Source organism: Cellulomonas sp. P22 (assembly GCF_044392165.1).
Genome location: NZ_JBISBW010000019.1, coordinates 1 through 18,717 on the forward strand (window position 1 = coordinate 1; position 18,717 = coordinate 18,717).

Below are 18,717 nucleotides of genomic sequence, written 5' to 3' on the forward strand. Positions count from 1 at the left end.
ATCGATCCTTCCGGCGAATGCTCGCCACCGGGACGATCGAGGCGCCGACGCATTCATTCTTCGAGTTGCGGCTGATTCTGGCGGCGCACACGGGGTCCGGTCGGGCCCAAGGTCCCGATCCCGGCGAATACCGGGGAGCAATTCTGTGCACGCGACCCGGCCTCTAAGGATTGCCTGGGTAAAAGGTCGCCCAATCCATGGGACGATTGTCATCGTGACATTCTTTTCACGGATTCACCCAGAGATAATCAATTCATGGGACGGGTGCTGCCGGAGAGCCCGACCGACCGCCGTGCGCCCCGCAGCCCCTGCGAGGTCCCGGTCCGCCCGCTGCGCCGCCGCCTAGGCTGACGCCATGACGCACGACGCCATGACGCACGCCGCGGTGACCGACCAGGGCACGTCGAGCGGCCGCCCGGACCCGACCCAGGACCACCCGGCGCTGGCCCCCGACGCACCGGCCCCCGGCCCCGAGCGCGACAGCTCGCGGGTGCACCCGCCCGCGCGCCGGGTCGTGCGCGCCGCGGTCACCGACGCCCCGCTCGACGTGGCGGCCCACGCCGCCGAGGTCGCGTGCGCCACGGCAGGAGCCGTCGTGACGTTCTCGGGCGACGTGCGGGACCACGACGGCGGGCGGGGTGTGCAGCACATCGAGTACGTCGCGCACCCGTCGGCCGGCGAGGTGCTCGCGCGGGTGGTCGCCGAGGTGACGGCCCGCTGCGACGTCGACGCGGTCTCGGTCTCGCACCGGCTGGGCGTGCTGCGCGTGGGGGAGTGCGCCCTCGCCGTCGCGGTCTCCTCGGCGCACCGGGCCGAGGCGTTCGCCGCCGCGGGACTGCTGGTCGACGAGGTCAAGCACCAGCTGCCGGTGTGGAAGCGTCAGGTCCTCACGGACGGCAGCGACGAGTGGGTCGCCTGCCCCTGAGCGTGAGGGTGCGAGCGGTCAGCCGCCCGCGAAGGGCGGCAGCACGTCGACCGTGAGGCCGTCCCGCACCGGCAGGGACCGGTCGCGATCCTGCACGCCGTCGACGAGCACGCTGCTCGCGGCGATGACCCGCACCAGGTCGGCGCCACGCCGGGCGCCCGCGTCGGCCAGGACGTCGCGCACGAGAGCGTCGGCCGCGACCTCCACGACCTCCTGCTCGACGCGTGCGGCCGCCCCGGCCCCGGCGAAGTAGCGGACCGTGACGTGCACGGTCGCGGTGGTGGCCTCAGACATCGCTCATCCTCCGATCGCGCTCATCGGGCGGCGCGGCTGCACGAACCCGTCGGTGTCGATGCCGTGCTGGCGGCGCTTGCCCCACATGGCCGTGCGCCACGCCTCGGCGAGCGTCGCATCGTCCATCCCCGAGCGCACGAGCTCGAGCAGGTCGGTCTCCTTGTGCGCGAACAGGCAGTTGCGCAGGCGCCCGTCGGACGTCAGGCGCACCCGGTCGCACGAGCCGCAGAACGGACCGGTGACCGAGGCGACGACGCCCACGTCCCACGTGCCGTCCGGACCGCCACCGTCCACGGTCCAGGTCTGTGCGGGCGCAGCACCGCGCTCGTCCACGGTGTGCTCGGTCAGGTCGAAGCCGGTGCGCAGAGACGCGAGGATCTCGGCAGCGGTGACCATCTGCGTGCGGTCCCACGACTCGCGCGGCCCGAGCGGCATCTGCTCGATGAACCGCAGGTGGTAGCCGTGGTCCACCGACCAGCGCAGCAGGTCAACGGCCTCGTCGTCGTTGACGCCGCGCATGAGCACGGTGTTGATCTTCACGGGACGCAGGCCCGCCCGGTCAGCCGCCTCGAGCCCGGCGAGCACGGCGGGCAGGCGGTCGCGGCGCGTGATCGTCGCGTAGCGCTCACGGTCGAGGGTGTCGAGCGAGACGTTGACCCGGCTCAGGCCGGCGGCCGCGAGCCCCGCGGCGCGGTGCGCCAGCCCCAGGCCGTTGGTCGTGATGGACGTCTCGGGGGCCACGCCGTCGTGGGTCCGCAGGGCAGTGGTCTCAGCGATGAGCCGTTCGAGCCCGCGACGCAGCAGCGGCTCGCCGCCCGTGAACCGGACCTCGCGCACGCCGAGCTGCTCGACGGCTATCGCGATGAGCCGGATCATCTCGTCGTCCGTCAGCACGTGGCTGTCGGGCATCCACTCCAGGCCCTCGGCCGGCATGCAGTAGGTGCATCGGAGGTTGCAGCGGTCGGTGAGCGAGACCCGCAGATCGGTCGCGACCCGGCCGTGGCGGTCGACCAGGGGACCGGTCATCACGCGATCGGCCGCCGTGTCGAGTAGGACCTGGGTCATGACGTGAGACTAGGCGAGCCCTCCACCCCGGACCCATGACCTAGGCCCCGGCAGTCGCCCGCGGGGCGCCGGATAGCCTCGTGCGCGGGGTCGGCGCACCACGACGAGCCCGCAGACGAAGGGATCGACATGACCGAGGACCGCAGCCACCTGACTCACGTCGACGCCCGCGGGAGCGCCCGCATGGTCGACGTGAGCGCCAAGGACGTCACTGTGCGCAGCGCCACGGCCAGCGGCTTCGTCCGCACCACCCCCACGGTGATCGGCCTGCTGCGCGGCGAGGGGGTGCCCAAGGGTGACGCCCTCGCGGTGGCGCGCATCGCGGGGATCCAGGCCGCCAAGCGCACCCCGGACCTGGTGCCGCTGTGCCATCCCATCGCGATCCACGGCGTCACCGTCGACCTCGAGGTGACCGACGAGGGTGTGCGCATCGACGCGACCGTCCGCACCGCGGACCGCACGGGGGTCGAGATGGAGGCGCTGACCTGCGTCGCCGTTGCCGGGCTGGCGCTCGTCGACATGGTCAAGGCCGTCGACCGCTCGGCCGTCATCACCGACATCCAGGTCGAGGAGAAGACGGGCGGGCGCTCCGGCACCTGGCGTCGCGCCTGACGTCAGTAGCGCGGCTTGGCCGGCTCGATCTCCTCGACCCAGGCCAGCACGCCACCGCTGACGTGCACGGCGTCGAAGCCTGCCGCGAGCACCACCGCGAGCACCTCGGCCGAACGTGCGCCGGACTTGCAGTGCAGCACGAGCGGCCGCGTCGGTGAGAGTGCGGCGAGGGCCGTGCCGTCGACGAACGCCGCGCGCGGCACCAGCCGGGCCCCGGGGATCGACACGAGCTCGTGCTCGGCGGGCTCGCGCACGTCCACGAGCTCGAAGTCGTCCTCACCGCGGTCCCGGGCCGCGAGCCGGTCGGCGAGCTCGCGCACCGAGATCGTCGCCGCGTCGGGCACCGGGCGTTCGGGAAGGGCGCACACAGCGTCCAGGTCGACGAGCGAGGTCACGGGCAGACCGAGCGGGTCGGGTGCCACGGGGACCTCGCGCCAGCGCGCCGCCAGCGCGTCGTGCACGAGGAGCCGGCCGAGCAGCGGCTCGCCCGTGCCCGTCACGAGCTTGACGACCTCGCTCGCCATGGCCGATCCGATCGATCCGCACAGCACGCCCAGCACGCCACCCTCGGCGCACGAGGGAACCGTGCCGGGGGCGGGCGGGTCGGGGAAGACGTCGCGGTAGCGCACAGCCGGGTAGCCGCGGCCCACCGGCGGGTCGGTCCAGAACACAGCGGCCTGCCCGTCGAAACGGTAGATCGAGCCCCACACGCACGGCAGGCCGAGCAGCTCGCACGCGTCGCCCACCAGGTAGCGGGTGGGGAAGTTGTCGGTGCCGTCGACCACCACGTCGTACCCGCGCAGCACCTCGAGCGCGTTGGCGGCGGTCAGGCGCACGTCGTGCGTCTCGACGTGCACGTGCGGGTTGACCGCGAGGATCGCGGCGCGCGCGCTCTCGACCTTGCTGCGCCCGACGTCCTCGGTCGTGTGGATGACCTGCCGCTGCAGGTTCGACGCGTCCACCACGTCGGCGTCCACGACCCCGATCGTCCCGACCCCCGCGGCGGCCAGGTACATCAAGACCGGCGAGCCGAGGCCACCGGCACCCATGACCAGCACGCGCGCGTTCTTCAGCCGGCGCTGGCCCTCGAGACCGATGCCCGGCAGCAGCGCGTGGCGGGCGTAGCGCTCGAGCTCTGCGGGGGTGAGCCGCGGGGCGGGGGCGACGAGCGGCGGCAACGGCATGAGGACCTCGGCGATCGGGGTGGGGCGGGCGGTTCGTGCCCCGCCAACGTATCCCCGGCGGGCGTCGCGGGCGTGGGACGGAAGGCCGACGACACCTCGCGCGGCGGCACCCCCTCGCCCGACGACGAAGGGTCCCGACGCGCGGACGCGTCGGGACCCTTCGTGTCAGACGTGCTGCGGCTCAGTGGCGCCGCTGCACGCTGCCGGTGGTGCTGCGGATCAGCGCTCGACCTCGCCGCGGATGAACGCCTCGAGCTGCTCGCGGCCGGCGTTGTCCTCCATCTGGACCGGCGGCGACTTCATGAAGTACGTCGCGGCGGAGAGGATGGGGCCGCCGACGCCGCGGTCCTTGGCGATCTTCGCGGCGCGCACGGCGTCGATGATGATGCCGGCCGAGTTGGGGGAGTCCCACACCTCGAGCTTGTACTCGAGGTTCAGGGGAACCTCGCCGAACGCGCGACCCTCGAGGCGGACGTAGGCCCACTTGCGGTCGTCGAGCCACGCGACGTAGTCCGACGGGCCGATGTGGACGTTGCGGTCCTCCTTCTTGCCGGCCAGGGGGCCGTCGTGGAGGTTGGAGGTGACCGCCTGCGTCTTGGAGAGCTTCTTGGACTCCAGGCGCTCGCGCTCGAGCATGTTCTTGAAGTCCATGTTGCCGCCGACGTTCAGCTGGTACGTGCGGTCCAGGATGACGCCGCGGTCCTCGAACAGACGGGCGAGCACGCGGTGCGTGATGGTCGCACCGACCTGCGACTTGATGTCGTCGCCGACGATCGGGACACCCGCGGCCTCGAACTTCGCGGCCCACTCGGGGTCGGACGCGATGAACACGGGCAGGGCGTTGACGAACGCGACGTTCGCGTCGATCGCGCACTGGGCGTAGAACTTCGCGGCCTTCTCGGACCCGACGGGCAGGTAGCAGATGAGGACGTCGACCTGCGCCTCGCGCAGCGCTGCGACGACGTCGACAGCCTCGGCGTCCGACTCCTCGATCGTCTGGGAGTAGTACTTGCCCAGGCCGTCGAGCGTGTGGCCACGCTGCACCGTCACGCCGAGCGGCGGGACGTCGGCGATCTTGATGGTGTTGTTCTCGCTCGCGAGGATCGCCTCGGACAGGTCGAAGCCGACCTTCTTCGCGTCGACGTCGAAGGCCGCGACGAACTCGATGTCCTTGACGTGGTAGTCGCCGAGCTGAACGTGCATCAAGCCGGGGACCTTGCTGTCCACCGGGGCGTCGGCGTAGTAGTGCACGCCCTGGACGAGCGACGCGGCGCAGTTGCCGACGCCGACGATGGCGACGCGGATGGAGGTCATCCTCGCTCCTTCTCGGTTGTCTGTGCCGGGGTGCCGGGGGCGCCGTCGACAGCGGGGAGTTCGGCGCCGGCCGGGTGACCGGCGCCAGGGGTACGGACGCGGCGCTGACCGCGCTCGTTGTCGATGAGGCCGTCGAGCCAACGCACCTCGCGCTCGACCTGCTCGAGGCCGTGGCGCTGGAGCTCGAGCGTGTACTCGTCCATGCGCTCGCGGGTGCGGTTGAACGACTGCCGGATGGTCTCGAGCCGCTCGGTGAGCCGGCTGCGCCGACCCTCGAGGATCCGCAGCCGGGTCTCGGCGTCGGTCTGCCCGAAGAACGCGAAGCGGACGCCGAAGTTCTCGTCCTCCCAGGCCGCGGGGCCCGAGGAGGACAGGACCTGCTGGAACTGCTCCTTGCCCTCGGCGGTCAGCTGGTACACGATGCGTGCACGCTTTCCGGAGAGGGCGTGCGGCGGAGCCGAGTCGGAGTCGCTGCCCACGATCCAGCGGCGCTCGACGAGCGACTTGAGGCACGGGTACAGCGACCCGTACGACAGCGCCCGGAACGAGCCGAGCAGCAGGTTGAGGCGCTTGCGCAGCTCGTAGCCGTGCATCGGGGTCTCGTGGAGCAGGCCGAGGATGGCCGGCTCGAGGACATCTGCGCGTCCGCGCACCCGGCACCTCCTGTCTGATCCGCTCCGGCCTGCCGGGCTACGTGGTGGACTCGATGTATCGAGCTGATACATCGACAGTACGTCCCCCGTGATGCGCACGGCAAGTGGCCCCGGTGCGGGACGAGCGCGTGGATCGCGTGTCGATCATGTGAATGACGGGCTCGCGGGCCGACTTCCGGCCTCTGGCCCAGGCGGCTCCCCCATACTGAACCGGCGGTCCCCCCCGGCGTGTCGCACGGTGCTGGGCGGCTGCGGTCCGGTCGTCAGCAGGAAGGCATCGTCTTGGCAGGCTCGAAGCGACGGTCTGCGGCGCCAGCGCGCCGCGGCACCGCTGGACCCCGGAAGCCCACGAAGCGGCGTTTCTTCGACTACCCGCGCCAGGGCTACGGCGGGCTCCACCGGTGGCTCCCGTCGTGGCGCTTCCTGCTCGGCTCGGCCCTGAGCCTGGGATTCCTCGGCCTCGGGGCGCTCGTCGCGCTGTACGTCACCATCTCGATCCCCGCCGAGGACGCCGAGACCCGGTCGCAGGCCTCGACCGTCTACTTCGCGAGCAACGAGGACGGATCTCTCGGGACGCCCATGGGGACGTTCGCCGCGCAGAAGCGCGAGCTCGTCGACCTCGAGACGCTGCCGGACTACGTCGGCAACGCCGTCGTCTCGTCCGAGGACCGCACGTTCTGGGAGAACCGCGGGATCTCGATCACCGGCATGGGACGCGCCGCGCTCAACAACCTCAAGGGCGGGGCGACCCAGGGCGCCTCGACCCTCACCCAGCAGTACGTCGAGCGCTACTACAACCTGCCCACCAAGTCGTACTGGGGCAAGCTCAAGGAAGCGATCCTCGCGGTCAAGATCAACCAGAGCGTGAGCAAGGACGAGATCCTCGGCCGCTACCTCAACACCATCTACTTCGGCCGCGACTCGTACGGCATCCAGACCGCGGCCCAGGCCTACTACGGCGTCGACGCGAAGGACCTGACGATCTCGCAGGCCGCGCTGCTGGCCGGGATCATCCCGTCGCCCAGCAACTGGGACCCGGCGGTGGCCCACAAGAAGGCAGAGCAGCGCTGGGCGTCGGTGCTCGACAAGATGGTTGCCGACGGCCACATCACGCAGGCCGAGCGCGACGCGCAGACGTTCCCCGAACCTGTCGAGTACGTCCGGAGCGACACCCTCGGGGGGACCAACGGGTACATCCTCGACCGGGTCAAGGCCGAGCTCATCGACAAGGGCATCACCAACGACATGATCGAGAAGGGCGGTCTCCAGATCGTCACGACGATCGAGGCGCCCGTCCAGCAGGCCGCGGTCGACGCGGTGAACGGGCTCCGCGACGGGACGCTCGCCGGTGAGCCCCCGTCGGAGTCGACGCGGGTGTCCGTGGTCTCGATCGACCCGACCGACGGCGCGGTCCTGTCGATGTACGGCGGGGCGGACTTCATCACCGACCAGCGCAACACCGCGACGTACGACAAGATCCAGGCGGGGTCGACGTACAAGCCGTTCACGCTGATCGCCGCCCTGCAGAAGGGCATCAGCCTCGAGACGACCTACGACGGGTCGAGCCCGCGCATGATGGAGTCCTGGGGCAAGAAGGTCACCAACTTCGACGGCCACTTCGGGATGATCGACCTGGTCACGGCAACCGCGCAGTCGGTCAACACGGTCTACGCCCAGCTCAACGACGACGTCGGCCCGGAGGCGACCGCCGAGGTCGCCCGCGAGGCAGGCATCACGACCACCCCGGACATCGTCCCGTCGAACGTGCTGGGTGCCGACGCCGTGCACCCGCTCGACGTCGCGAGCGCCTACGCGACCTTCGCGGCGCAGGGCGTCTACAACAAGCCGTTCCTGGTCCGCGAGGCCACCTACATCCGTGACGGGTCGGTGGCGTACATCGCAGACACGACCAGCACGCGGGTGTTCGAGGCCGACGTGATGGCGGACGCCACCTTCGCGCTGACCCAGGTCGTCGAGAGGGGCTCGGGCAAGAGGTACGTCAAGCCGCTCGGCCGCCCCATCGCGGGCAAGACGGGCACCTCGACCGACAACAAGTCGGCCTGGTTCGTGGGCTACACGCCCACGATCGCGACAGCCGTCGCGTTCAGCCAGATCGGCACGAACAACAAGGACCTGGTCGGGATCGACCCGTTCGGCGGTGTCGACCAGGTCACCGGCGGGACGTGGCCGGCCGCGCTGTGGGCCTCGTACATGAAGCCGGTGTTCGAGCTGCCGAAGTACGCCGAGAAGGTCCCCTTCCCGGCACGCGCGAACGTGGGCGCGAAGCCGACCCCGACGGTGACGGAGACGCCGACCACGGAGCCGACCGTGGAGGCCCCGGCCGCCGACGTCGCCGTGCCCGGCGTCGAGGGCAAGCTGCAGGCCGACGCGGAGGCGGCGCTCGCCGAGCTGGGGCTGCGGGCGGACGTCCAGTCCAAGGCCTCCGAGACCGTCGCCAAGGGTCGAGTCATCAGCGTGAGCCCCGGTGCCGGGGCCAGCGTGACGGCCGGATCGACGGTGACGCTCGTGATCTCCACGGGACCGGCCGCGCCCGTGCCCACCGCGCCGCCGGTCCCGCCGGCCAACCCGCAGCCGACGCAGTCGCCCACGCCGACGACCCCGGTGGCGCCCGCGCCTGGCGCCGCCACGGGCTGACGGCAGGTACCTCCCCGGGCCGATTTCGGCAGCGCGGTCCGGGGAGGTACCGTGGGGCCTTGCTGTGCCTGTCGGTGGGGATCGCAGATCGACCACCACCGCAGGCGGCACCCGGGCCCAGGCTCTGGTGCAGCGACGCACGATGACCCTCCTGTCACGGACAGACCGTGACCGTTGAGACCAGAGGAGGTGGGTATGAGCCTGCGTCATTACGAGATCATGATCATCCTTGACCCCGAGATCGAAGAGCGCACCGTCGCTCCTTCGCTCGACAAGTACCTGACCGTCATCAAGAACGATGGCGGCACGGTCGACAAGGTCGACATCTGGGGACGCCGCCGTCTGGCGTACGACATCCAGAAGAAGTCCGAGGGCATCTACGCGGTCGTCGACTTCATGGCGACGCCTGCGACCGCCAAGGAGCTCGACCGTCAGCTGGGCCTCAACGAGGTCGTCCTGCGCACGAAGGTCCTCCGCGCCGACGCCTGAGCGTCGGAACGAAGCCCTAACGTACGCATCAACTGACTCACGACGAACGAGGAGCTGGCATGGCTGGTGAGACCGTCATCACGGTGATCGGGAACCTGACCGGGGACCCGGAGCTTCGCTTCACCCCGTCCGGTGCCGCCGTCGCCAACTTCACGGTGGCCTCCACCCCGCGCACCTTCGACCGCCAGTCGAACGAGTGGAAGGACGGCGACACGCTGTTCCTCCGCTGCTCGATCTGGCGCGAGGCCGCGGAGTCCGTCGCTGAGTCGCTCACCAAGGGCACCCGCGTCATCGTGACCGGTCGGCTCGTGCAGCGCTCCTACGAGACCCGCGAGGGCGAGAAGCGCACCGTGTACGAGCTGCAGGTCGACGAGGTCGGCCCGTCCCTGCGCTACGCCACGGCCAAGGTCACCCGCGCCCAGCGCTCGGGTGGCGGCGGCGGTGGCTTCGGCAGCGGGGGCGGTGGCGGCTTCTCCGGTGGCGGCGGTGGCTTCGGTGGCGGCGGCGCCCAGCAGGACGACCCGTGGGCCACGCCGGCCCCCGGTGGCTCCGGCGGCGGCTCGTTCTCGGACGAGCCCCCGTTCTGATCCGCGCCCAGCACCACTGACACACCCATCCCGGGGTATGGCAACGCCCCGGGCTCCCGGACTTCATGACAAGGAGCACCGCGATGGCCAAGGCCGTTGTACGCAAGCCCAAGAAGAAGCTCAACCCGCTCAAGGCGGCGAAGATCGATGTCGTCGACTACAAGGACACTGCGCTGCTGCGCAAGTTCATCTCGGACCGCGGAAAGATCCGCGCACGCCGGGTGACCGGTGTGTCCACGCAGGAGCAGCGCGCGATCGCGCGTGCCGTCAAGAACGCACGCGAGATGGCGCTCCTGCCGTACTCGTCGTCCGCACGCTGAGAAGGAGGTAGACCCATGGCCAAGCTCATCCTGACCCACGAGGTCACCGGTCTCGGTGCACCGGGCGACGTGGTCGATGTGAAGGACGGGTACGCCCGGAACTTCCTCGTCCCGCGTGGTCTGGCCACCGGCTGGACCAAGGGCGCCGAGAAGCAGATCGACCAGATCCGCAAGGCCCGCAAGGCCCGCGAGATCGAGACCCTCGACGAGGCGAAGGCGATGCGTGACTCGCTGCAGTCCAAGCCCGTCGTCGTGTCGGCGAAGGCCGGCGAGTCCGGTCGTCTGTTCGGCGCCGTGACGACCGGTGAGATCGCGGAGGCCGTCAAGGCCGTCGGTGGTCCCGCGGTCGACAAGCGCAAGATCGAGGTCGGTCAGCCGATCAAGGCCGTCGGGGAGTACGAGGTGAAGATCCGTCTTCACTCGGACGTCTCGGCGAAGATCACCGTCAAGGTCGTCGCTGCCTGATCCCTGCCTCACCGCAGAACGCAAGGCCCGGTCCCTCTTCGGAGGGGTCGGGCCTTCGTTCTGCGGTGGCACGGTGCGACGGGGTCACGCGCCGACGGCAGTCCACCGGTCGCCGCGGGCACGCAGGCCTGTCGTGACCGCACGCGCCGTCATGAACACGCCGCCGAACGCGAGCCACAGCCACGCGAGCCCGGCGGCCCCGGGCGGCGCCCAGGCCTGCACGGCGAACGCGAACGGGACGTACACCGCGAGGGTCACGAGCCCGGCCCAGGCGAGGAAGCGGCCGTCGCCCGCCCCGATCAGCACGCCGTCGAGCACGAAGACCCAGCCCGCCAGCGGCATGGTGACAGCGGCGACGACGAGCCCGAGGGTGATCGCGTGCCGCACCTCGCCGGACTCGGAGAAGCCCAGGGCGATGAGGCCGCTCCCCGCGCCCACGACCAGCCCGAGCGCGGCGCCCGCCGCGACGCCCCACTGCAGCGTCCGGCGCAGCAGCGCCCGCGCGTGGGGCACGTCGCCCGCCCCCAGCGCGTGCCCGACGAGCGCCTGCGCGGCGATCGCCAGGGCGTCGAGAGCGAAGGCGGCCAGACCCCACACGGCGTTGACGACCTGGTGACCCGCGAGGGCGACAGTCCCCAGCCCGGTCGCGACGACGACCGTCAGCAGGATTGCCAGGCGCAGCGAGAGCGTCCGGACCAGCAGCGGGAACCCCGTGCGGGCGTTGCGCAGGATGCCGCCCGCCGCGGGGGCGAGCGGAGCGCCCGAGGCTCGCGCCCCCCGCACCACGACCGCGACGAGCGCGGCGCCCATCGCGAGCTGGGTCAGGGCGGTGCCGAACCCCGAGCCGGCGATGCCCATGCCGGCGCCGTACACGAGCGTCACGTTGAGCACAGCGTTGACGACCGCGCCCGAGACCGCCACGCCGAGCGGGGTGCGCGTGTCCTGCAGGCCGCGCAGCGCGCCCGTGGCGGCCAGCACCAGCAGCATGCCGGGCAGGCCCGGGGCCGACCAGCGCAGGTACACGGTGGCCTGCACCGCGACCTCACCCTCGGCGCCGAGCGCGCCGACCGCCCAGGGGGCCAGCAGCCACGTCGCCGCCGCGAGCAGCACGCCCAGGCCGGCGGCGAGCCACAGGCCGTCCACACCCACCTGCAGGGCCCCCGCACGGTCGCCCGCGCCGAGGCGTCGGGCGACGGCCGCGGTGGTCGCGTAGGCGAGGAAGACGCACAGCCCGACGACGGTCAGCAGCAGCGTCGAGGCGAGCGAGAGGCCTGCGAGGGGGTCGGTGCCCAGGTGCCCCACGACGGCCGAGTCGACCAGGATGAACAGGGGTTCTGCGACGAGGGCGCCGAGTGCGGGGACAGCGAGCGTGAGGATCTGACGGTCGACGGTGGACGCACGGCGTCCACCGTCTGGGATGTCGGTCAACTTCCTCCCGTCCACATCGGTGGATCGTGTTCTGGCCGGTCGCAGCCCCGTGTCGGACTTCTGTCCACCACGCTGTCCACAGCTCTGTCCACTACCTGTGCACAACCCTGAGCGTGCGGTCCACAGCTTTCCACAGGCTGTCCCCAGGCCCTGTGGACGACGAGTTTGTGAACGCCGACCGTCGGGACCTAACCTCGCGAGCAGGCCGGGGCGTCGACGTCCCGACCGACAGGGTTGGCGTGACGAACATGGTGACGGGCATGGTGTCGGACCCTTCTGATAGAACACCTGTTCGACCGACGAACGCGAATCTGGGGATGAGTCTGTGACGATCGAGGAGCTCGAGTACGGCGGCCCGCCCGACTCGGGGCACGCACGCGGCGGCTACGACCGCATGCCCCCGCAGGACGTGGTGGCAGAGCAGAGCGTGCTCGGCGGCATGATGATCTCGAAGGACGCGATCGCCGACGTCGTCGAGCAGATCCGCGGCACCGACTTCTACAAGCCGGCGCACGAGGCCGTCTACGACGCGATCATCGACCTGTACGGCCGCGGCGAGCCGGCCGACGCGATCACAGTCGCCGACGAGCTGACCAAGCGCGGCGAGATGACGCGCATCGGCGGCGCCCCCTACCTGCACACCCTCATCTCGATGGTGCCCACCGCCGCGAACGCCGGGTACTACGCCCGCATCGTGCGCGAGCGCGCCGTGCTGCGCCGTCTCGTCGAGGCCGGCACCCGCATCGTCCAGCTCGGCTACGCGACCGACGGCGGTGACGTCGACGAGATCGTCAACAACGCCCAGGCCGAGGTCTACGCCGTGACCGAGCGGCGCACCACCGAGGACTACCACCGCCTCGGCGAGGTCATCGGCGGCACCGTCGACGAGATCGAGGCCGCCGGCCACCGCGGCGAGGGCATGATCGGCGTGCCCACCGGGTTCGCCGACCTCGACCGCCTGACGAACGGTCTGCACCCCGGGCAGATGATTGTTCTTGCCGCGAGGCCTGCAATTGGAAAAAGTACCCTGGGAATTGATATCGCCAGGTCGGCGGCAATTCGACACAATAAAGCGGCTGTTGTCTTCTCGCTCGAGATGAGCCGCAACGAGATCACCATGCGTCTGCTCTCGGCCGAGGCGCGGATCCACCTGCAGAAGATGCGCTCGGGTCAGATGGGCGAGGAGGACTGGACCAAGCTCGCCGCGACCATGGGCAAGATCTCCGAGGCGCCGCTGTTCATCGACGACTCGCCGAACATGTCGCTCATGGAGATCCGGGCCAAGTGCCGCCGGCTCAAGCAGCGCCACAACCTCCAGCTCGTGGTCATCGACTACCTGCAGCTCATGTCCTCCGGGAAGCGCGTCGAGTCCCGCCAGCAAGAGGTCTCGGAGTTCTCCCGTGCGCTCAAGCTCCTCGCCAAGGAGCTCGAGGTTCCCGTCATCGCCATCTCGCAGCTGAACCGTGGCGCCGAGCAGCGCACCGACAAGCGCCCGCAGATGAGCGACCTTCGCGAATCTGGCTCGATCGAGCAGGATGCCGACATTGTCATCCTGCTCCACCGCGAAGACGCGTATGAGAAGGAATCACCTCGTGCGGGTGAGGCCGACCTGATTGTCGCTAAGCACCGTAACGGCCCCACCGACATCATCACCGTGGCGTTCCAGGGGCACTACTCGCGGTTCGTCGACATGCAGGCCTAACGTCCAGTCGCCGGTTGCGACGCCGCAGAGAAACCATGGCTCTCGCACTCGGGGTGGTCGGGCTCGTCGTCCATGCCCGACGAGGGTCGCGGTCCATTGGCTCCATGACCCGTTGAGCAGGTCGACGACTCTGCGCGCTCGGGCGACGGCAGCGCACGTCGGATTCGGCACGTTCATGATTGACGGAGCGGTCGCGCCCACGATGCTTCACGCCAGGTAGGCAGGCGGTTCCGTCCGGGTCCGGTGCCTCGCGCCGACCTTCCCCGGTCTCAGCCGCCGGGCGTGACCGGACCTGGTGACCCCCACCGGGCCTCGTCCGTGCCCCACCGGCTCGGCGGCCGGGACCAGTCTGACGGGACGCCCTCGACGCCGATCGGGGACAGCGCGTGCCGGAGCCGTCCATACGGAGAGCCGGTCTCGACCAGCCACCGGTCCGGCGGCTCGGTGCCGGGTGCGGGCGCGGCGAGCGGCACGATCCCGAGCAGCCAGGTCGCGGTGCCGGCCAACGACAACCGAACGTGCTGGCCGGCACCGGTGAGCGCGCGAGAGGTGAGCGCGCGCATGACCGCCGCTGCGACGAGGTAGCCGGTGCTGTGGTCGAGCGCCTGGGCGGGCAGAGCGCCAGGCCGCCCGTCGTCGGCCTGCTCGATGACCGAGATCCCCGTACCGGCCTGGACGAGGCTGTCGAACCCACGGCGACCGACCCAGGGCCCATCCCAACCCCAGGCGCAGAGCTCGGCGACGACGAGTCCGGGTCGTCGCGCGAGCAGCGCATCCGCGCTCAGGTCGTAGCGGTCGAGCGCGCCGGGGCGGTAGCCGACGAGGACGACGTCCGCCGCGTCGAGCATCTGCTCGAACGTCGCGCGATCGGCGACGTCTCCGAGAGCGAGCAGCGCGGTCCGCTTGCCGAAGCCGGTGTCGATGTGGGTGCCGTCGTCCTCTCGCAGCCACGGCGCGTCGACCCGCAGCACGTCCGCGCCGAGCAGAGCGAGCGTCCGGGTGGCGACCGGGCCGGCCAGGACGCGCGTGAGGTCGAGGACGCGGACACCCTCGACGGGAAGCGCGGCCGGGCGCAAGGGGACGGGCGCGTCCGCCTCGACAGCGACCGTGGTGACGAGCGGCTGCTCGAACGCGCCGGGTGGGGAGACCGCGACCGCGAGCCCGCCTGCGGCGTAGACGGTCTCTTGCACATCGACCGCGTCCCGCTCGCCGACCGCCGCGGAGAGCCGATCCACCATGTCCGTGTCGTCACCGGAGTCCGGCAGCTCCAGTGCGGCGAGCAGCCGCGCCCGATGGTGCGGGTAGTTGGCGTGTGTGCGCACCCATCCGTCGGCCGCCCGCCAGAAGCCGGAGAGCGGGGCGAAGAGCGGGATCGGCCTGCCCTCGACCCGCAGGTGGCGCTCGCTGGTGAAAGCGGCGGTGACGGCTCCTTCGTCGACGTGGACGGCAGGCAGCCCGCGACCGTTGCGCTGGGCGAGCAGCTCGGCGGCGGCGAGCGAGCAGGCACCGACGCTCGCACGGGCGAGCTCGCGCGTCGGCAGCACGCCGCGGAGCCCGGGGCTCCCCGCGTACGTGACACGCCCGACCAGCTCTGGCGCTCCACCGAGCGCGTGCCAGGCGTGGGCGGTCGCGGGATCGGTGGGTGCGTCGGCTGCGCCGGACCCGGCTGCTCCTGTCACCTCTCGGAGGCTAGCAGCGGGCCCGCCGTCGTCACCGGGGCCGAGCCAGGCTGGTACTTCGTGCTGCCCCTTGCCGTGACGGGCTGCGGCCTGGGTCTGCTGGTGTGCCAGCTCAACAACGACACGCTCGCGCCCGTCGAGGAGGAGCGCGTCAGCGAGGCTGGGGGAGTCAACTCGGCCGCCGGGTCCTTCGGTTTGTCGTTCGGTCTGGCGATGGCCGGGGGCCTCATGCTCGCCTCGCTCTCGCTGAACTTCCAGCAGCTGACCGACAGGCAGATCATCCCGTCGGCCGAGCAGCAGATCACGGGTCAGCCCCCTGCGGTCGAGGCCGAGGTGCTGGCCATCAACGACCAGGCCCGCAACCGGTCGCTGCAGGTCGCACTGCTCGTTCCACTGCTCGCAGGACTGCTCGGGCTCGCCAACTCGTTCCGCATGCTGCGCCTGCCCGATCAGAAGCCCAGGTCATCGCTCGACGGGACGAGCCTCGGTTGACCCGAACTCGTACCGCGGCGACCTCGGAGGCGGCGCGGCTGCTCAGACCTGCGGGGCGGACGAGGGATGCGTGCGGGTGGCCACCGAGCGCGTGGCGTGCAACGACGCGAGGAGATCGAGCCGGTCTGCGTCGACCCCGCCTGGCTCGGCGGTGAACACCAGCATGACCGGACCAGGGCTGCCCGGCAGCGGGTAGGTGTCCCAGTGCAGGACGATCTCGCCGACCTCCGGGACCCGGTCGCGCGGGCGGGCCTGCTGGCCACCCAGCCGGTGGGGCAGGGGGCGCTGCCGCAGCTGTTCGCCGCGACAGAGCCGGGTGTGGAGGGCGGCCAGTTCTTCGGACCATCCGGGCCCTGGGAGACACGGGGTCAGGTCGGCGAGGCTCGGCTCGGTCGGGAGGCGGCCGATCCAGCGGTCGGCAGGCAGCTCTGGTCGGTGGCCGAGGAGCTGACCGGGGTCAGCTACCTCTGACGCCCGCCCAGCGGGTCGTGCCGCAGCAGCGCGGTCGCGCGGTCGACCGCGGCGCGCACCCCTGCGTCGTCGTCGATCGACGTGGTGACGACGCCGAAGATCATCCGGTGCATGAGCACGACGTCGTCGGCGTTGAGGGTGGCGTCGACGACACCGGCGGCCTGCGCCCGCGCGAGGGTGTCGGCGAGCATGCTGCGCAACCGGCCTTCGTCGTGCCGGTCGGCGAGCGCACGGCGCGCGTCGACGGCCATCTCGACGAACGCGGACTCGGCGACGGTGATCTCGACGAGCCTCGACCACAGGTCGGCGAAAGCACCCGGCCCCGGGTGGGCCGCGATGGCGTCGAGCTCGGCGAAGTTCTCCTCGAACGCGGCGAGCGCGAGGTCGAGACGCGTGGGGAAGTGCCGGTACAGCACGCCCTGGCCGACGCCGGCCTCCCGGGCGATCGCACTGAGCGGCGCGCGGTAGCCCCGGTCGGCGAAGACGCGCCGCGCCGCGTCCAGCAGCGCCCGGCGGTTGTCGGCCGCGGCTGCGGGGCCACGGTTGCCACGGGGCTCGGGACTCGGCATGATTCATCGTAGAACCGGACAATGATGTCCGGTTGTCCCGGGCGGAATCGTCCGGCGAAGCCAAGGAGGCACGATGCCCGGCCCGACGACGAGCACGCACGACGAGACCTACGACGTGGTCGTGGTGGGGACCGGCTCAGCCGGCTTTGCCGCGGCTCTGGGCGCCGCTGACTCCGGCCTCACGGTCCTCATGGTCGAGTCCACCGACAAGTGGGGTGGCAGCACCGCGATGTCGGGCGGTGGCATGTGGCTGCCGAACAACCCGCTGATGCGCCGCGACCGCGCGGGGGACTCCCGCGAGGAGGCGCTCGCCTACCTCGAGGAGACCGTCGGCGACGCCGGTCCGGCGACGTCGCGCGCCCGCAAGGAAGCCTTCGTCGACGGCGTGGACGACTTCGTCCGCACGGCCGAGAAGCACGGCATGCGGTTCATGCGGGCCACGGACTACCCGGACTACTACCCCGAGCTGCCCGGCGGGAAGATCGGCCGCGCCATCGAGGTCCGGGCCGTCGACCGCAAGCGGATCGGCGACTGGTGGGGGAGCTGCCGTGCGCTCATGCCGCTGCCGCTCGCCACGGACGACATGTGGGAGCTCGAGCGGTCGTGGGTCACGCCGAGCGGGTTCGTGCGCGGTGCGCGCTTCGTCGGCCGCACCGTCGGCGGCCTCGTGCGCGGCAAGCTGCTCGTCGGCATCGGCGCGGGCCTCGCGGTCTCGTTCCTCGACGCCGTGGTCCAGCGCCAGGGTGTGAACCTGTGGCTGAGCAGCCCGCTCGAGGAGCTGCTGGTCGAGGGTGGTCGGGTCGCGGGCGTGCGGGTCTCGCGTGACGGTCGGTCGACGACGATCCGGGCGCGGCGCGGCGTCGTCCTCGCCTCCGGCGGGTTCGACCACAACGTCGAGTGGCGGCAGAAGAACCACGGCATCGACGGCGCCTCGTCGGGCAACCCGGGCAACCTCGGCGTCCCCATCGCGCTCGCGCAGGACGTCGGCGCGGCGCTGTCCCTCATGGACGACGCCTGGTGGGGCGCGTCGACGGCGGCCCCCGAGGGGCACGACCCGAGCTTCCTCGTGGGGGAGCGCTCGCTGCCGTACGGGATCATCGTCGACGCGAAGGGCGAGCGGTTCGCCAACGAGTCCGAGTCCTACGTCGACCTCGGGCACCACATGCTCGAGCACGACGGGGACGGCGCGTACTGGATGGTCACCGACGTCCGGCACGCACGGCGCTACCTGCGCAGCTACGCCATGGACCCGCGGCTCAACAAGAAGATGATCGCGGACGGGTTGATGGCCAAGGCCGGCACCCTCACCGAGCTGGCCACCACGATCGGCGTCGACCCGCAGACGCTCGGCGCGACGGTCGAGCGGTTCAACGGGTTCGCCCGCACCGGGGTCGACGGCGACTTCGGTCGCGGCAACTCCGCCTACGACCGCTACTACGGCGACCCGACCGTCCACCCCAACCCCAACCTCGGGGCGCTCGAGAAGGGACCGTTCACCGCGGTCCGCGTCGTCGTCGGGGACCTGGGGACCAAGGGCGGCGTGCTGACCGACGTCGACGGCCGGGCCCTGCGGGAGGACGGCTCGGTCATCGACGGCCTGTACGCCGCGGGCAACTGCTCGGCATCGGTCATGGGGCGCACGTACCCCGGTCCTGGCTCGACCATCGGCCCGGCGGCAGTGTTCGGCATGCGGGCCGGCCGGCACATGGCGCGCGCACAGGCATGACGCGAGGGGCGGCGCCGGGTCCCGGCGCCGCCCCGGCGGACCCGACCCTTCGGCGGTCGGGTCCGAGCTCCACGTGCGGGTCGCGGT

At 71.3% G+C, this 18,717-nt stretch carries 19 protein-coding genes; 10 read left to right on the top strand and 9 right to left on the bottom strand.

The features are described 5' to 3' along the window. The first annotated feature begins 355 nt into the window (after nt 1–355). A complete protein-coding gene (locus ACGIF2_RS16350; protein ID WP_396046440.1) occupies nt 356–925 on the top strand; it encodes a molybdenum cofactor biosynthesis protein MoaE in 570 nt (189 codons plus the stop codon). Nucleotides 926–943: 18 nt separating this feature from the next. Here the strand turns inward: ACGIF2_RS16350 and ACGIF2_RS16355 are convergent, their stop codons facing one another. Both ACGIF2_RS16355 and moaA read right to left on the bottom strand, forming a co-directional pair. Beyond that, nucleotides 944–1,219, bottom strand: a complete 276-nt coding sequence (locus ACGIF2_RS16355; protein WP_396046439.1) for a MoaD/ThiS family protein — start codon at nt 1,217–1,219, stop codon at nt 944–946. A 3-nt stretch (nt 1,220–1,222) separates the two neighbouring features. After that, on the bottom strand, nt 1,223–2,284 hold the full coding sequence (gene moaA, locus ACGIF2_RS16360) for a GTP 3',8-cyclase MoaA (protein WP_396046437.1): 1,062 nt from the start codon (nt 2,282–2,284) through the stop codon (nt 1,223–1,225). A gap of 129 nt (nt 2,285–2,413) precedes the next feature. Between moaA and moaC the strand changes: the two genes are divergently transcribed. Then, nucleotides 2,414–2,896 (top strand): cyclic pyranopterin monophosphate synthase MoaC, encoded by a 483-nt coding sequence (gene moaC / locus ACGIF2_RS16365; RefSeq protein ID WP_396046435.1) that lies wholly within the window; start codon nt 2,414–2,416, stop codon nt 2,894–2,896. A 2-nt stretch (nt 2,897–2,898) separates the two neighbouring features. Here the strand turns inward: moaC and moeB are convergent, their stop codons facing one another. The 3 genes from moeB to ACGIF2_RS16380 form a co-directional block, all read right to left on the bottom strand. Beyond that, a complete protein-coding gene (gene moeB, locus ACGIF2_RS16370; protein ID WP_396046433.1) occupies nt 2,899–4,080 on the bottom strand; it encodes a molybdopterin-synthase adenylyltransferase MoeB in 1,182 nt (393 codons plus the stop codon). A 219-nt stretch (nt 4,081–4,299) separates the two neighbouring features. Beyond that, nucleotides 4,300–5,394 (bottom strand): inositol-3-phosphate synthase, encoded by a 1,095-nt coding sequence (locus tag ACGIF2_RS16375; RefSeq protein WP_396046431.1) that lies wholly within the window; start codon nt 5,392–5,394, stop codon nt 4,300–4,302. Next, a complete protein-coding gene (locus ACGIF2_RS16380) occupies nt 5,391–6,047 on the bottom strand; it encodes a PadR family transcriptional regulator (protein ID WP_396046429.1) in 657 nt (218 codons plus the stop codon). The genes ACGIF2_RS16375 and ACGIF2_RS16380 overlap by 4 nt, the downstream gene beginning before the upstream one ends. Nucleotides 6,048–6,329: 282 nt before the next feature. Here ACGIF2_RS16380 and ACGIF2_RS16385 point away from each other — a divergent pair, with 282 nt between their 5' ends. The 5 genes from ACGIF2_RS16385 (at nt 6,330) to rplI (ending at nt 10,563) form a co-directional block, all read left to right on the top strand. Beyond that, a complete protein-coding gene (locus ACGIF2_RS16385) occupies nt 6,330–8,702 on the top strand; it encodes a transglycosylase domain-containing protein (RefSeq protein ID WP_396046427.1) in 2,373 nt (790 codons plus the stop codon). A gap of 195 nt (nt 8,703–8,897) precedes the next feature. Further along, nucleotides 8,898–9,191, top strand: coding sequence for a 30S ribosomal protein S6 (gene rpsF, locus ACGIF2_RS16390; RefSeq protein ID WP_396046425.1), 294 nt, complete (start codon nt 8,898–8,900; stop codon nt 9,189–9,191). A 59-nt stretch (nt 9,192–9,250) separates the two neighbouring features. Then, entirely contained in the window at nt 9,251–9,778 is a 528-nt protein-coding gene (locus tag ACGIF2_RS16395) for a single-stranded DNA-binding protein (protein WP_396046423.1), read from the top strand. 83 nt (nt 9,779–9,861) lie between these two features. After that, on the top strand, nt 9,862–10,098 hold the full coding sequence (gene rpsR, locus ACGIF2_RS16400; protein ID WP_028045854.1) for a 30S ribosomal protein S18: 237 nt from the start codon (nt 9,862–9,864) through the stop codon (nt 10,096–10,098). 15 nt (nt 10,099–10,113) lie between these two features. Next, the gene (gene rplI / locus ACGIF2_RS16405) at nt 10,114–10,563 is read left to right on the top strand and encodes a 50S ribosomal protein L9 (RefSeq protein ID WP_396046420.1); all 450 of its coding nucleotides are present in this window, start codon (nt 10,114–10,116) and stop codon (nt 10,561–10,563) included. Between the two features lie 84 nt (nt 10,564–10,647). Here the strand turns inward: rplI and ACGIF2_RS16410 are convergent, their stop codons facing one another. Next, nucleotides 10,648–11,982, bottom strand: coding sequence for an MATE family efflux transporter (locus ACGIF2_RS16410; RefSeq protein WP_396046470.1), 1,335 nt, complete (start codon nt 11,980–11,982; stop codon nt 10,648–10,650). A gap of 334 nt (nt 11,983–12,316) precedes the next feature. On the opposite strand from ACGIF2_RS16410, the gene dnaB reads away from it, so the two are divergent. After that, on the top strand, nt 12,317–13,693 hold the full coding sequence (gene dnaB / locus ACGIF2_RS16415) for a replicative DNA helicase (RefSeq protein ID WP_396046418.1): 1,377 nt from the start codon (nt 12,317–12,319) through the stop codon (nt 13,691–13,693). Nucleotides 13,694–13,962: 269 nt separating this feature from the next. Here dnaB and ACGIF2_RS16420 read toward each other — a convergent pair whose 3' ends face one another. Next, the gene (locus ACGIF2_RS16420) at nt 13,963–15,372 is read right to left on the bottom strand and encodes a CoA transferase (RefSeq protein WP_396046416.1); all 1,410 of its coding nucleotides are present in this window, start codon (nt 15,370–15,372) and stop codon (nt 13,963–13,965) included. 60 nt (nt 15,373–15,432) lie between these two features. Here ACGIF2_RS16420 and ACGIF2_RS16425 point away from each other — a divergent pair, with 60 nt between their 5' ends. Then, nucleotides 15,433–15,864 carry a hypothetical protein gene (locus ACGIF2_RS16425; RefSeq protein WP_396046414.1) on the top strand — a complete coding sequence of 144 codons (432 nt, stop codon included), beginning with the start codon at nt 15,433–15,435 and terminating at the stop codon, nt 15,862–15,864. A gap of 42 nt (nt 15,865–15,906) precedes the next feature. Here the strand turns inward: ACGIF2_RS16425 and ACGIF2_RS16430 are convergent, their stop codons facing one another. Both ACGIF2_RS16430 and ACGIF2_RS16435 read right to left on the bottom strand, forming a co-directional pair. After that, nucleotides 15,907–16,290, bottom strand: coding sequence for a hypothetical protein (locus ACGIF2_RS16430; protein WP_396048147.1), 384 nt, complete (start codon nt 16,288–16,290; stop codon nt 15,907–15,909). A gap of 35 nt (nt 16,291–16,325) precedes the next feature. After that, complete coding sequence (locus ACGIF2_RS16435; protein ID WP_396046412.1) at nt 16,326–16,904, bottom strand: TetR family transcriptional regulator; 579 nt, start codon at nt 16,902–16,904, stop codon at nt 16,326–16,328. Nucleotides 16,905–16,977: 73 nt separating this feature from the next. Here ACGIF2_RS16435 and ACGIF2_RS16440 point away from each other — a divergent pair, with 73 nt between their 5' ends. Next, nucleotides 16,978–18,630, top strand: coding sequence for an FAD-binding protein (locus ACGIF2_RS16440; protein ID WP_396046410.1), 1,653 nt, complete (start codon nt 16,978–16,980; stop codon nt 18,628–18,630). Nucleotides 18,631–18,717 lie beyond the last annotated feature (87 nt).

What these genes read in the sequence shown, in the direction of transcription:
- ACGIF2_RS16395 (WP_396046423.1), top strand. Translation starts at nt 9,251, where the DNA reads ATGGCTGGTGAGACCGTCATCACGGTGATCGGGAACCTGACCGGGGAC.
- ACGIF2_RS16355 (WP_396046439.1), bottom strand. Translation starts at nt 1,219, where the DNA reads ATGTCTGAGGCCACCACCGCGACCGTGCACGTCACGGTCCGCTACTTC.
- rplI (WP_396046420.1), top strand. Translation starts at nt 10,114, where the DNA reads ATGGCCAAGCTCATCCTGACCCACGAGGTCACCGGTCTCGGTGCACCG.
- rpsR (WP_028045854.1), top strand. Translation starts at nt 9,862, where the DNA reads ATGGCCAAGGCCGTTGTACGCAAGCCCAAGAAGAAGCTCAACCCGCTC.
- ACGIF2_RS16435 (WP_396046412.1), bottom strand. Translation starts at nt 16,904, where the DNA reads ATGCCGAGTCCCGAGCCCCGTGGCAACCGTGGCCCCGCAGCCGCGGCC.
- moaC (WP_396046435.1), top strand. Translation starts at nt 2,414, where the DNA reads ATGACCGAGGACCGCAGCCACCTGACTCACGTCGACGCCCGCGGGAGC.
- ACGIF2_RS16350 (WP_396046440.1), top strand. Translation starts at nt 356, where the DNA reads ATGACGCACGACGCCATGACGCACGCCGCGGTGACCGACCAGGGCACG.
- ACGIF2_RS16375 (WP_396046431.1), bottom strand. Translation starts at nt 5,394, where the DNA reads ATGACCTCCATCCGCGTCGCCATCGTCGGCGTCGGCAACTGCGCCGCG.
- ACGIF2_RS16440 (WP_396046410.1), top strand. Translation starts at nt 16,978, where the DNA reads ATGCCCGGCCCGACGACGAGCACGCACGACGAGACCTACGACGTGGTC.
- moeB (WP_396046433.1), bottom strand. Translation starts at nt 4,080, where the DNA reads ATGCCGTTGCCGCCGCTCGTCGCCCCCGCCCCGCGGCTCACCCCCGCA.
- moaA (WP_396046437.1), bottom strand. Translation starts at nt 2,284, where the DNA reads ATGACCCAGGTCCTACTCGACACGGCGGCCGATCGCGTGATGACCGGT.
- rpsF (WP_396046425.1), top strand. Translation starts at nt 8,898, where the DNA reads ATGAGCCTGCGTCATTACGAGATCATGATCATCCTTGACCCCGAGATC.